8 protein-coding genes are annotated in these 14,575 nt (G+C 51.4%); 6 read left to right on the top strand and 2 right to left on the bottom strand.

The genetic code is table 11. The features are described 5' to 3' along the window. Positions 1-155: 155 nt before the first annotated feature. Both FUA23_RS08050 and FUA23_RS08045 read right to left on the bottom strand, forming a co-directional pair. Entirely contained in the window at positions 156-1,886 is a 1,731-nt protein-coding gene (locus tag FUA23_RS08050) for a RagB/SusD family nutrient uptake outer membrane protein (RefSeq protein ID WP_147930222.1), read from the bottom strand. Positions 1,887-1,913: 27 nt separating this feature from the next. Then, entirely contained in the window at positions 1,914-5,147 is a 3,234-nt protein-coding gene (locus FUA23_RS08045; RefSeq protein WP_147930221.1) for a SusC/RagA family TonB-linked outer membrane protein, read from the bottom strand. A gap of 451 nt (positions 5,148-5,598) precedes the next feature. Between FUA23_RS08045 and FUA23_RS08040 the strand changes: the two genes are divergently transcribed. The 6 genes from FUA23_RS08040 to FUA23_RS08015 all read left to right on the top strand — a co-directional run bounded on the left by FUA23_RS08040 (position 5,599) and on the right by FUA23_RS08015 (position 14,304). Then, entirely contained in the window at positions 5,599-9,129 is a 3,531-nt protein-coding gene (locus FUA23_RS08040) for a VCBS repeat-containing protein (RefSeq protein ID WP_147930220.1), read from the top strand. A gap of 229 nt (positions 9,130-9,358) precedes the next feature. Further along, positions 9,359-10,807, top strand: coding sequence for a hypothetical protein (locus FUA23_RS08035; RefSeq protein ID WP_147930219.1), 1,449 nt, complete (start codon positions 9,359-9,361; stop codon positions 10,805-10,807). An 11-nt stretch (positions 10,808-10,818) separates the two neighbouring features. Next, complete coding sequence (locus FUA23_RS08030; RefSeq protein ID WP_147930218.1) at positions 10,819-11,352, top strand: hypothetical protein; 534 nt, start codon at positions 10,819-10,821, stop codon at positions 11,350-11,352. Positions 11,353-11,396: 44 nt separating this feature from the next. After that, on the top strand, positions 11,397-12,242 hold the full coding sequence (locus tag FUA23_RS08025) for a thioredoxin family protein (protein ID WP_147930217.1): 846 nt from the start codon (positions 11,397-11,399) through the stop codon (positions 12,240-12,242). A gap of 205 nt (positions 12,243-12,447) precedes the next feature. After that, positions 12,448-13,062 (top strand): carotenoid biosynthesis protein, encoded by a 615-nt coding sequence (locus FUA23_RS08020; protein ID WP_246144086.1) that lies wholly within the window; start codon positions 12,448-12,450, stop codon positions 13,060-13,062. Between the two features lie 93 nt (positions 13,063-13,155). Beyond that, positions 13,156-14,304, top strand: coding sequence for an FAD-dependent oxidoreductase (locus tag FUA23_RS08015; RefSeq protein ID WP_147930215.1), 1,149 nt, complete (start codon positions 13,156-13,158; stop codon positions 14,302-14,304). The last annotated feature ends 271 nt before the right edge of the window (positions 14,305-14,575 follow it).

Raw genomic sequence — 14,575 nt, 5'->3', positions numbered from 1 at the left:
ATAGCCTGCGTCATCTTTTCGGTTCTGACTTAGGTTTACCGTTGCCGCCAAAGAGAAAAGCCCCTCGCTAACCATTAGCGAGGGGCTTTTCTTTGCAGTGCTTCAGAGGCCGGCAGTCGTTTTACGGAACTACAGGCTTCCGGTTAAGGATCGGCTTAGTAGCCTGGGTTCTGCGGCAGAACATCGGAACCCTGAAGGTCAATCTGACCTTGTGGGATCGGGTAGTAAAGATCCTGTGGAGTAGTGAATGAAGCACCCGAGTACGCGATGGGCAGGAACATCTGCTCGTTGGCAATGATGCGATCGAGCTCAGATTTTGCAACACCCCAACGAACGAGGTCAAAGAAGCGGTGACCTTCGCCGCTCAGCTCCAGCTTGCGCTCCATGTAGAGAGCAGAAAGCGCTTCTGCTTTGTCGGCAAAAGAATCGTAGTTGGCGATCTCGTAGTTCGCTGCAGGCGTCCCGTCGTCGTTCATAATCATGCTGCTGGAAAGCGCTGCGCGCTCGCGTACTTGGTTGATCAGGTCACGACCTGCGTCGAGGTTGTCTGACTCAATCTCAGCTTCGGCGAGCATAAGGAGTACGTCGGCGAAACGGATGATGTTGTAGTTCATCGAGCCGTAACCTTTTGTCCATGAAGTTCCGTCGGAGAGGGAGCCTTCCTGGTCTGCGTAGTAAACAAACTTCTTAGGCGTGTAAGGACCACCGTAGGGCTGATCTCTTACGTAAGCAACGCCGGGGTGGGGACCGAAACCGAGGTAAGGAATTCCGCGACGGCCTACACTGTGATCGAGGCGCGGGTCAACGGGGCCGTCATCAGGCGTGAAGGCGTCGTTGGCGGCAACACCAAAGTCAGTGACAAGGCGATTTTCCTCGCTGTTGTAGGAGTTGTCGAGAAGTGGCAACCCGTCGCTGGTGCGGAAAGAGTTCGCCAGGTCGAATGAAGGCTGAAAGAATCCACAGCAGTTACCCGGGCCGTTGTTGTGGGGGAAGTTCAGTACCATGTCCGGGTTCGCTACGTTGGTTGTACCGGAGTTAGCAGCTGCCTGGACAGCGAATACAGATTCTTTGCTGTTATCAAACTCAGCGTTGAAAGCGTCGGCGTAGTTGTCGAGCAGGCCGTATGACTGACCGTTGGTGGTCTTACCGTTGGTTACTACGTCGTTGAGAACGGTACGGGCTTCGCCCCACTTCTCCTGGTAAAGCAAAGTCTTACCGAGGTAAGCACCGGCAGCCCATTTGTTGGCACGACCGGCTTCGGCGAGTGTTTCAGGAAGGTTCTCGTAACCAAAGCGGAAGTCCGCTTCGATCTCGTCCCAGATGTCTTCTGAAGAAACAACCATTTGCTGCTCTTCTACGGAAAGCTCCGGAGTGAGAAAAGGAGCCTGGTTGTAAGAAATCTTCAGCTGGAAGTAGTAGTGTCCACGCAGGAAGCGTGCTTCACCTTCGATACGCGCGCGGTCAGCCTCGGTCAGCTGAACGTCGTCAGAAAGAGAGAGCAGTTTCAGGGCAGAGTTTGCTCTGGTAATACCGTCGAAGATTCCTATCCAACGATCACTGGGGATACGGGAAGTAGACTGAAGCTGGTAACGAACGAGTTCGTTGATTTCAGTAAAGTCACCGTCGTTGGTGCCTTTATTGGCTTCGCCGCCCTGGATAGAGCCGTTTGCCCAGTTGGAGGCGCCGGAGAAGTAGTTCCCTCGGCCACCGAGTTGAGAGTAGGCACCCAGCAGAGCACCTTCGATGCCGGCCTCTGAACTAAGTACGTTTTCGTCGAGGGAGCCACGGGGGGCCACTTCGAGAAAGTCGTCGCTACAGGTCCATAGCAGACCCGCCATGAGGAGGGATGCCAGGGGTAGCAAGAAAAAGCGAGTTAATGCTTTCATGTTTTATTATTTTATAGCTGTCCTTAATTAAAAGTCCAGGCTGATGTTAAAGTTGAAACCACGGGTGGTTGGGTAGTTACCTACGTCAACACCAAAGTCAGTGTCCGCAGAACCGCCAACGGCAGGATCCAGGCCGTCGTAACCGGTGATTGTGAAAAGGTTGGTGGCGGAAACAGCCAGGCGGAGGTTGTTGAACGCTCCGTTAAACGCGCTGTTGTCGAGGGTGTAGCCCAGGGTGAGGTACTGCATCCGCAGGTAAGAACCATCTTCGACGTAGTAGCTGGTAGACTGCTGAGAAGTACTGAAGTTCGAAGCTGTTTCGTAAATCGGCACATCGGTGTCAGTGTTCTCCGGTGTCCAGCTGTCAAGAACGCGTGAAGAAACAGAAGCCCCTTTGAATGTTCCGTAGAAGTCAGTGAACCACTTGGAGTTGTTGTAAATCTCATTACCAACGCTGGCGTACAGGAATGTCTCCAGGTCGAAGTTTTTGTAAGTAAGCTTGAGGTTAAGGCCACCGGTAAAGTCAGGAACGGCACTTCCAAGGAAGGTACGGTCTGCCTCGTCGATGATACCGTCTGGCACGCCGGTAAGCTCACCGTCTTCATTACGGCTGTTGTTGTCTTCGAAACGGAAGCGTCCGGGAGCGGCGTCAGGCTGTGTAGGAGCGTTAGCAATTTCCGCGTCATCCTGGAAGAGACCAACTACCTTGTATCCGAAGAAGGAAGAAAGGGAGCGGCCTACCTCGTTGCGTACAATTGTACCGGTAATACGGGAACCGGTAGCATCGAAGAAGTCAACGTCGTCGGTGAATTTGGTGATTTCGTTTTTCAGTAATGCACCGTTCAGTGTTACCTCAAAACCGAAGTCGCTGCTGAATTTATCACGGTAAGTGATGGCCATGTCGAGACCCTGGTTAAGCATACTACCGATGTTGGTTACCGGAGCTGCTGCCGAACCGTTTACAGCTGGCAGGGGAAGTTGTACGAGCAGGTCGTTGGTTTCCTTGCGCCACAGGTCAGCAATCACGTCTACTTTGCCTCCGAGAATTGTGGCGTCGAAGCCGATGTTGGAGGTGACAGAAGTCTCCCAACGTGCATTCTCAGAACCGATACGGCTCTGGAAGAATCCAATGTCTACAGCGTTATTGCTTCCGTCGATCGGGTAGCTGGATGCACCTAACGACTGGGCGAAGAGCGAAAAGCGGTTGTTAGCGTTTACGTTGTTGGAGTTACCCATTTCTCCGTAACCACCACGAATTTTCAGGTCGGTAAAGAAGTTCTGGTTGGCCATGAATGGCTCGGCAGTTACCCGCCATGCAGCAGAGAAGGCAGGGAAAGTACCGGTACGCTGGTTTGCACCAAAGCGGCTGGACTCATCCCGGCGGAGTGTTGCGGTCAGGTAGTACTTGTCGTTCCAGTTGTAGTTCAACTGTGTGAAAACAGAGGCAAACTTGACAGGAACGCTGTAGCTGCTGAAAGGAGGATTGGCCGAAACCGTAGACAGGTTGATGAAGTTAATGTCACGGCTGAATGGATTAATACCACTGGCACCGCTTACGCGGCCGTTGCCTGCTTCAATGGCTTCGTAGCCTACCAGGATGTCGAAGTTGTTGGAACCGAATGACTTTTTGTACTTAGCAGTATTGGTCCAGGTCCAGTCGTTGAAGTAACCCTGGTTTTCACCGTAGCCAAAGCTACCGTTGTTCTCAGAATTCTCGTAGGTCTGGCGGCTGTAGAAGTTGCTGTGGAAACCAATGAAGCCACCACCGAAGCTGGAACGGAAGATAAGGTCCTGAATAGGCTCAATCTCTACATATACGTTGCCAAAGAGACGGTTGCTGAAACCTCTGTTGTCAGCAACGCCGTCGCGCTCAGCAACGGGGTTACGTGGGTTGTTAAAGCCCAGCGCGCGGGTCCCTGCGTAACCACCAAATTCGTCGTAAACAGGGATGATTGGGTTCATACGGAATGCGCCGAGGATGCTGTTCTCGTCATCCGATACACCGGAGCCACCGCTTTCGCCAAGCAAACCGTTGGTCTGACGGTGCGTAATCTGGAAGTTCTCCCCGACACGGACGTACTTACCAAGGTCAAATTCGGTGTTGATCCGTAAGCTGTAGCGCTTGAAGTCGTTGTTGAGAAGGATGCCTTCCTGCACTTGTGCGCCCATGCCAACGTAGTAGCGTGAGCTCTCAGTTGAACCGGAGAAGCCAAGGGTGTGGCGCTGAAGGATACCGGTACGGGTAATTGCGTCGTACCAGTCGGTTCCCTCTTTGTTGGCAGCCATAACCTGATAAAGGTCGCCTGCGCGGGCATCGATGTTGTACAGTTCACGCTGGGCTTCCAGATCGATGGAACCACTTACACCCGCCTGGTTACCAACCATGATGTAGTCAGGTAGTACCGGGGTCGCACCGTCGCCGTACTGAGGATGTCCCCAGCCGTCGTCTCCGGGAGAGAGGCCATCGTTACGAAGTGCTTCCCATGCTTTGTCGGCATCCTGCTGAGGAGTGAGGAAGTCAGGACCGTTGCCGGGATCAGTAAATCCAACCAGGCCGTTGTAGCTGACCTTAAGTGGCTGGGCGGTCTTTTTGCCGCGCTTGGTCTGAATAACCACAACGCCACTGGCTGCACGGGAACCGTAGATAGAAGCTGAAGCAGCATCTTTCAGGATCGAGGTTGCCTCAATGTCGTCGGGGTTAAGAAATTCGATGTTGTCTACCGGTACTCCGTCAACAACGTACAGCGGCGAGTTGCCCCCGAATGAACCGAAACCACGAATACGGATGATGGAACTGGTACCCGGCTGACCATTGGTGATCACCGTAACACCAGGTGCACGACCCTGAAGCTGCTGCTCGACGTTGCCACTGGGTACAGCAGCGAGTTGAGCAGTACTTACCGTAGATACAGCACCGGTGGTCTGGCGCTTACTCTTAACGGAATAGCCCGTAACAACGATTTCGTCGAGGGAAACACCCTCAGAAAGTACGATGTCAATGGTCGTTCGTCCGTCGATGGCGATCGTCTGGGTTTCGTAGCCCGTGTAAGAGACGACGATTTCAGAGATGCCTTCAGGAATGGTGAGACTGTAGTTGCCATCGAGATCAGCAACCGTACCGGCGCTGGTCCCTTTAGCCAGAATGGTCGCCCCGGGAAGCGGGAAGCCATCTGTGTCCAGCAGAGTGCCGGAAAGGTTAGTTTGAGCGCTAACCGCCGCCGTCCCCAAGACGAGCAGCAGCAGGCATAGAAGTTGTTTCATAATTAAGTGAGTTGTATTTATTGTATGATCGAAAAATTGGGTGAAAGACTAATCACTCTCTCCTGAGAACGAAACTTAGCCCTGAATGGCTGCTTAAAACTTAGCCAATTCTTTTTTGCTAATAAGTGCAAACGATTGTTTTTGATGTATTCATGGGGAAAAGCGAAAAAAAGTTTGTAGCGTACCACAATTATAGAATATAAATCCGTAATGAAGTTGTCAAAGTCGAACTATTTTTGCCTTAGTGTGAAGAAAACACTTACTAGGGTGTTTTGGAGGCCGTTTTTCGGCTCTGAGACGTGGTTTTTCTTTCTGCGATTGATGCAAATCAGCCGCGTATTCTCGTCGCGATCAATTTTTTGCTTTGAGCGGATGGGCTTCTTTTTTCAGAAAAAACGACTATCCTTGTATCCGGGATGTACGGAATTCACTAAAGTCAATCACCACTTTTATGTCGATGTCAATACAATGCTGGTGCCTTTGCCTGCTCTTTTTATTTTTTCTTTGCACCTGCGCTCCGGCGCCCAATCCTCCTCTGTTCGAAAGAACAAGCAGTGAAGATACGGGGCTGGGTTTTGCAAACAACATTGCCGAAGACGATACCTTTAATATTCTCGATTTTGAGTACGTCTACAACGGAGGAGGGGTAGCCGTTGCTGACTTCAACGGAGACGATAAACCGGACCTCTATTTCACGGGGAATACCGTCCCTAACGCACTCTACATCAATCGTGGAGACCTGAAGTTCGAGGACGTCACGGAGCAAAGCAATACCGGGGCGACGGAGCGCTGGTGCAGTGGCGTGGTTGTAGGAGATGTGAACGCCGACGGCAGACCGGATCTCTACGTCTCGGCTACTGTTTACTCCCCGGGGAGCCGCCGCAAAAATATGCTCTTCATCAACGAAGGAAACGATGCCAACGGCATCCCGCAATTTAGCGACCAGGCCGCAGCCTACGGCATCGCCGACACCTCCAATACCACTCAGGCCGCTTTTCTGGATTACGACCGCGATGGCGACCTCGACCTCTACCTCGTTGTCAACGAAATGGACAACCGTCTCATCCCCAACCGCTACCTCCCCAAAAGGAGAGACGGGAAAGGCCGCCGCAATGACATCCTCTACCGCAACGACGGCGACCAGGGCGAAGGGCACCCCGTCTTCACCAACGTAACCCTGGCGGCAGGCATCAATATGGACGGCTACGGGCTCGGGCTCAATATTTGTGACATCAACCACGATGGGTGGCCAGATATTTACGTCACCAACGACTACGTCACCAACGACCTCCTCTGGATCAATAACCAGGACGGAACCTTCACCGACCGGGCCGACGATTACTTCAAGCACAGTGCCTACTCAGCTATGGGCAACGACGTATCTGACCTCAACAACGACGGGCTGGAAGACGTCATCGCCCTCGATATGTTCCCCGAAACCAACGCCCGCCGGAAGTCGATGATGCCGCCCAATAATTACCACGCCTACCTCAACAACGATCGCTACGGCTACCAGTACCAGTATACCCGTAACGTCCTTCAGCTGGCCCGGGGGCAACGCCCCGGCAACGGCTCCGAACCCATCTTCGCCGAAATCGGAGGACTGGCCGGCATCGCCGCAACCGACTGGAGCTGGTCGCCCCTGGCCGCCGACTTCGACCACGACGGAGACCGCGACCTGCTGATCTCGAATGGCTTCCCGAAGGATGTAACTGACGGCGATTTCATGGATTACAATATTGCCGTGGGCAACATCGCCAGCCGGAAAATGCTGCTGCCCAAAATCCCTTCTGTCAAAGTAGCCAACTACGCTTACGCCAATGATGGTGGCGATGTGCCAACCTTCCAAAAGGTCACCGAAGAGTGGGGCCTCAACGAGCCATCCTACAGCAACGGCGCAGCTTACGCCGACCTCGACGGAGACGGAGACCTCGACTATGTGGTCAATAACATCAACGATAAATGCTTCCTCTACCGCAATACCCTCATGGATGGTGAAGCGAAGAAAGGCAACTACCTGACGGTACGCCTGCGCCAGAAAGACGGCAATACCGCCGCCGTTGGCGCCCGGGTCGATCTCCTCGACAAACAAGGGCGTTTGCTGTCGACTGTTTTCCAGAGCCCCGTGCGTGGCTACCTCTCCAGTGTGAGTCAGGATCTGCACTTCGGGTTGGACACGCTGACGGCCGCCAACCTGACGGTGACCTGGCCCAACGGCCAGCAGTCTCGCCACGAGGTTGGCTCCGTCAACCAGTTAATGACCATCGACGGCCCCGCCGGTGACCGGCCCCGAAACGCAGAGGTCGCAGGCATGACGACTTCACCCTACCTGCAGGAAGCTCCCGGCCTGGTGACCGCATTTGGCCCCCATAAAGACAGCCTGTTCATCGATTTCAACGTTCAGCCGCTGCTACCACATAAGCTATCGGAGTACGGACCGGGTCTGGCCGTTGCTGACGTAAACGGCGACGGACGGGATGATCTTTACCGTAGCGGTTCTCATTTTTACTCCGGAGAACTGCTCATTCAGCAAGCCGACGGGAGTTTTGTGGCCGACCCAATGGCCATCCAACTGTCCAAAGGTCCCGAAGAACTCGGTAGCCTGTTTTTTGACGCCGACGGAGACGGCGATGCCGATCTTTACCTCGCCTCCGGAGGCAGCGAACTCAGCCTGACCAACGATGATTACCTCGACCGCTTGCTCATCAACGATGGTACGGGCAAATTCAGCCACGCAGCATCTGCCTTACCCGCCGTTAAAAATTCATCCTCCTGCGTCCGCGCTGCGGACGTTGACCATGATGGAGATCTGGACCTCTTTATTGGCGGCCGACTAATCCCCGCCCGCTACCCGGAGCCAGCGGACAGTTACCTGCTGCTCAACGATGGCAGCGGGAAGTTCACCGCTGCCGATTCCGGACTTTTCCAAAAGCTCGGCCTTGTGACCGATGCTCTGTTCACCGATTACGACAACGACGGTTGGGTAGACCTGTTGGTGGCAGGTCAGGGAATGCCCCTCCGGCTTTTCCGTAACACCGAAGGTTCCTATGCTGACGCAACACCTGCTGTTTTTGAGGAGCATAATGGCTGGTGGAACGGACTGACGGGAGCAGATTTCGATCAGGACGGAGACATTGATTACGTGGCGAGCAACTTCGGAGGCAACCACCTCTACCACCAGAATGGCGAAGATTACGTAGCCCTCTATGGCGCCGATTTTGACCGTAACGGAGGTTTCGATTTACTGCTCGGAGACCGCGCGCTGGGTCCGGACGGTAAACTGGAAGAGTTCCCGCACTTCCAGCGGAAGGATACCGAAAAGCAACTCTCTGTGGTTAAAGGTCGCTACCCGTACCACGCGGATTTTGGGAAAGTAACGATGGAGCAATTTCTGACGGATTTCCCAGCCAAAGACTTGATCTCTTTAAAGTCTAATTACCTCCGTTCAGCATGGGTTGAAAACCTGGGCGACGGAAATTTTGCTTTTCATCAATTGCCCGCCGCCGCTCAGCTGGCCCCCCTCTTCGCCGTAACGACCGTCGATCTGAACCACGATGGGTACGAAGACCTGGTCGCCGTCGGGAATGACTTTGGTGCCGAAACCGGTGGTGGCCGCATCGACGCACTTAATGGTATTGCGCTGTTGTTTGACCCGGCAACGAAGTCTTTCCGTTCCCTATCGATGCAGGAAAGTGGACTGTTTGTGCCCGGCAACGGGCGTAGTCTCGTCAGCTTACGCGGGGCAGATGGGCAAGTTCTGGTTGCCGCCGAGAACCAGGGGCCAACCCGGGCCTACGAGCTACCCACTGCCGGAGGGCGTTGGTACCAGCCTGCGGCGAAGACGGCCCGGCTGTCCCTTACGTATAAGGATGGACACACCAGCGTGAAAGAGTGTTATTATGGTAGTGGGTTTCTTAGCCAGGGAGGGCGTGGTGTTTGGCTGCCTGACTCGGTGACGGAGGTTGAGGAGGTGGGGTTTTAGTGAGAATGCTAAGGTTCAAACAGGGACATTGTATAAAGCAGAAATTTGGGTGTCTGGATAGAAAACGGTATTTTAGCAAACAAATGAACCTGATGAAACCCTACTTTCCTACTTTCCTACTTTCCTACTCATTGTGTTGTTCTTAACGGCATGTAACGAGGAGTCTTTAATCGACGATGCCCTGTCGTTGGACTACAAGCAAGATGTTAATTGCATCTACAATGATTGCGTGTCCGATACAAATCCATTTCTACTTCAGGGGAGTTCTTTTGATAAGAACGGCGTTCCAATTGAAGGATTACAAAAAGCATTCGATAAAGAGTTTAGTGCGGCGCAGGACCAGTGGAATTTCGACACGGATGGTTTTCCTGCCTGGAATCACCTACGCATGATTCCTATCAATAGTAGTTTTGCGCAATACCTGGTGCCAGTCTTCAAGGTGGAAGATGATCGGGTGAAGGCATTAATTTTATTTACGCACTACCTTGATCATGGAGTAGTAGATGTCGAATACATCTACAGAGGGAAAGTTAAAAGGTACCCGGCTTACAACTCTCTGCGCCTTGCGGGTAAAAATGGAAATGGTATTCTAAGAGATCATACCTCAGAAAGCCTTGTAGTCAAGTTTTCTGCCCTCGACCAAAGTCTTTTCGGAAACACGTACGATGACTTATTATCGTTACTGGATATAGAAACCCGAAGTCAATTCTATAACAAGGATTGTAAAATCACCACCCATTACCTGATTTTGAATTGCCAAGATGTTACAGGGCAAATAGGTGGGGAGGCAGTGGTGCTGTATACGGAATGCACCTCTGGGGGAGTAGAAACAATTGTAACAGTTGTTGCCGGATGTACTGGGGGGACTCCTGGGCCGGGAGGGCCTTCCGGGCCAACACCCGGCGGAGGAGGAGGGACTGGTGGTGGGGTTAACGTGGTTAATAATAATCCGAATTCCAGTGATAACCGCTGCCTTGAAGATGGGGTGGATTGTGAGGAGGAGGAGGATATTTTGATCATTCTCCCAAGATTTGATAGTATACGCATTGGAGACTCTCTAGAACACTATCCTTGCGCGCTTGAGACGTTAAATTCCTTCACTAACCTTAGCCATACGCTTTCTTCCTTACTCGTTAATTTATTTGGAACCACAACGACAGTTAATGCGGTCGTTGATGTTGGGAATACTGGAATAGGGGTTCCTGGCACCACGGAATCAACAGCGTTTGGCCCAGGTGATGAATATTTTAGATCAGATATAACTTTATCTAACAGTTCTGATTTTTCGGGTTGCTCTCAAGACTTGATATTATCAACTATTGTTCATGAGTTTCTCCATGGGTATATTGAATACCAAAGACACTATTTAGGCCAAGATTCAATACGAACAATTTATGGTTTTACGTCTACTGGTGATGATTACACTGACGACCATGTAGTTATGGGGACCAGTTATGTTGATCAAATTGCTAATTTGTTAATGACTTTCAATCATGATCTTCCTTTTTCTCATGCAATTGCTCTGGCACTAGAAGGACTGAATGAGACAGATTATTGGGATGAACTCCTGACCCATTATGGAACCACTGAAAATGAAGTGGTCACAATTTTAAGATCATCAAGGTGTAGGCCAGAAAGTGATGATACTGCTAGTTACTTTTTTGTTTTTTGTGATTAATCATTGTTAGTATGAATACTTCAACTATAACAAAATTTACGCACTACTTTAATAGGCAAGCAACAGTGATGTTTTGCATCTTTGTGACTGCCATTAGTCACATTTGTGCACAAAATGCTCTTGATGACATAAGTGGGGACTTTTACACCGATTCAGTCAGTTATCAGTTCGTGGAATTAGTTGCAGACGGTTCTAATGACTTTAAATGGCAGGGTAAGGGTGAGTTTTGTGCAATTCTTTGTATCGATACAATTTCAGGGCGTATCATGACAACTGATGTTGTTGGCTTTAAGTACGTTAACAACGATTTGATAGCAGTAAATAAAATATTTGAAAATTTAAAAGGATATAAGTTAAGTGACGACTTTAGATGTAAACAGTTTCACATTATTCCTATTTTAATACAAATGGGACTTAGACCTAGAGGGAAAATTCCCTATTCAATCGAATTTGAAGAGTACATTTTGTTAGAGGCAAAGAAAAAGAAGGCTAAACTATGGCCTGTGTTCGGCATGAAAAGAAGTGGGAAAGCACCAGGGTACTAATTTGAGCTTTAGTTATACATAATAATTTAAAATCCTATCGAAATATGCGACTATTTACGCAATTGTTGATTCTCTGCATCTCTACCACCCTCCCCGCCCAAACCACCTTCACCCGCCTAAGCGAAGAAGCCGCCGCCAACCTAGCCGCAGCAAAAGGCACCTTCGTTATCATCGACTTTTACGCCACCTGGTGTGGCCCCTGCAAAACAATGGATGAGCGGGTCTGGTCTCAAGACACCGTTCAGGCACTTCAGAGCCGCTTTGTTAACAGGCGCGTGGATGCAACCAATACAAATACCGAACTTGCCAAGTACGGCATCAAAGCCATCCCCGCGCTCATTATTCAGGATGCTAATGGTAAGGAATATTTCCGCAAGGTGGGGTACATGACCGAAGAAGCGATTGTCGAATTACTCAACCAATTCCCTCCCGGCATGGAAGGCCCCTACGCTGCTGATTTCGTAGCAACGGAACAGCCCGATGCCTTCAATTCCCATTTTCTGCGGGCCCGGCACTATCAGGTTGCTGCCCGGGCTGCCAGTGGTGCGATTGCCGCGAGACTCGCCAACACAAGTAACGACGGGTTGAAGGACGCCCGAAAAATGCTCGCTAAGAACAAAAGCAACCCCGAAAGTCTGGTGGAGCGATTAGACCTGATGGAAGCGGAAAACCTCCTGCTAAGCGGCCGCGCCAAGAAAGCCCTCAAACTCATTGCTGGCTTGGAAGACGGGCTCGACGCGAGAAATAATGCCCACGCCTGCTACATAAAAGGGATGGCATACCGTAAGACGGGCCAACCTGAACTCGCCGAAGAGTGCTACGACCAACTACAGGAAGCGGAGGACAATGAGGAGTTTCTTGCGATGTACGCAGAGAAGAACCCGCAGTAAACTGAACCACTCCGCCGAAATTTTGTCCTAACCTCCACAAATCAAATTCAAACGAGCCATCGAGGAGGTCAACCAAACGAAGCAGGACATTTTCAACCGCTACTTATCCTATTTCCTGATCTTCGCTTTCACCAGCGGAACCCTGGCCCATTGCCTGCCCGCCGTCCTGCCCGTTACTAAACTGACGACCGACGGTCTCCTCTTCGTGCTCAACGGCCTGGTGCTTTACGCCATTTACCGGAGCAATGAAGACAAACGTCTTTTTCTGTGGTTAGCCGTAGCCTACGCCTTCACTTTCGTAATGGAAGCGCTCGGTGTCGCCACCGGGGCCATCTTCGGTGAGTATAAATACGGCCCAACGATGTGGTTCCAGTGGCTGGGCGTTCCCTTCGTGATCGCGCTGAACTGGTGTGTGCTTACCCTTGCCTGCAACGAAGTCGCGATCAGACTGCTTGAGCGCTTTTTCCCTCCAGCCTCGCCCACCAATCGCGAATCAAGAATCGCGAATCAAGAATCGCGAATCTCCGATCCTGCCGCACCTCTAACGAACTACTCACTACCCACTACCTACTACCCACTACTGGCCGCCATCCTGACCGCTCTCTACGACGTAACCATCGAACCGGTTGCCATCGCTCTCGACTACTGGCAGTGGGGCCGCGGGGAAATTCCTCTACAGAACTACCTGGCCTGGGCAGCGATCGCCTTCCTGATTTCATTGCCGTTGTATCTCTTCCGGATTCGTTTTCGTAGTCCGGTTTTGTTGGTATATTTCCTGGCGCAGTTGTTCTTCTTTGTGGTGCTTAACTTCATGCTGTAAGGTTTTAAAGGACCTCAAAGTGTTCAACGTAATGGAGCCACCGGCGGAGTGAAGTTAAACCTTCGAGCGTCCAATCCTGGTAGCAAACAAATAATGACAAACAAATTCGACATCGCGGTACTCGGCGGCGGCCTGGCCGGTCTCAGCATTCTCTACCACCTCCAAAAAGCGGGTAAACTGGCGGGAAAGTCCATCGTACTGGTCGATCCGGAAGGACGCAAAACAGCCCACGACCGCAGTTGGTCCTTTTGGGAAGCAGAGCCCGGTCCGTTCGAAGACCTCGTTTATCACCGCTGGCCCATGGTTACGGTGCACGACCAGACAAGGAATCTGGACTGTGACATCAGTCCTTATATATACAAGCTCATCCGTAGTGTCGAGTTTTACGACCATGTTAACGAAGTCATCGACGCAATCGAAGGTTTGGTCCGGATCAATGCGCCGGCGGAAGACGTCCGTAGGGTAGGGGAGGAAGTTCACTTCGAAGCCGGAGGAGCATCTTATTCGGCAAACCTTGCTTTCTCATCCCTTCCCCTGCACCTGCGGCCCCGCCAGATAAAGGAACCTTACCTCGATCAGCATTTCCGTGGCTGGTTTGTGGAAACTACAGAAGATACCTTTGATCCTGAACGTGCGAGTCTCATGGATTTTCGTACCCCACAGCACGGAGAGGCCCGCTTCTTCTACGTGATGCCCTTCAGCAAGCGGCGCGCTCTTGTGGAAATCGCCATCTTCAGCAACAACCACCTGAAAGTGGAAGAATACGATGCGCTGCTCAAGACCTATATATATGACTACTGGACGAAGGCAGACTACCAGGTCACCCATACCGAAGGAGGTAACATCCCAATGACGACTTATCCGTTCCCCGCCCGCGATGGTAACCTTATATATATAGGTATGCGTGGAGGTGCTACGCGCCCTTCCACAGGCTACACTTTCTTCGCGTTGCAGCGGCAACTCACTGAAATGGCAAACGCATTTCCGGATTTACCCCAGATCGCACCCTGGCCTACGAAGCACATCCTTTATGATGCGACCCTGTTACGCATCCTTCAGAACGGAGATTTACCGGCCGATGAATTGTTTGTCGACTTATTTGCAACCAATCCGCCGGAGCGGGTATTGGCTTTTCTTAACGGAGAAACTACCCTCTCTGAAGAATTCCGCTTTATGTGGACCACCGATATAGGTTTATTCGGCCGCAGATTCGTGACAGAAGCTATACAACGGTATATATAGTGGCTGTTTTGGGCGGGGCCGCAGGTGCAAAGACCGGTTGAAAGCCCGCTTAAAACCTCAGTATGGAAGCAGCTCCTGAAACCATCGGTTTTTACGTTTGGCACATGACCGCTTTTACCTCCTGAATGTTCGGATGATTGACTACTTAGCGCAACTTTTCATCAAAGTTGAAAAAAGATTGAATCAAAGTTGAGAAACACTTGCAAGGGTGGTGATTGGGAGCGTATCTTTGCGACCCGCAAGCGAGAAACGTCTCGCACAAATGACACCT

It is taken from the genome of Neolewinella aurantiaca (assembly GCF_008014675.1).
Classification (GTDB): domain Bacteria; phylum Bacteroidota; class Bacteroidia; order Chitinophagales; family Saprospiraceae; genus Neolewinella; species Neolewinella aurantiaca.
The sequence above is the reverse complement of the archived record's forward strand: the minus strand, read 5'-3'. Positions and strand labels throughout refer to the sequence as shown.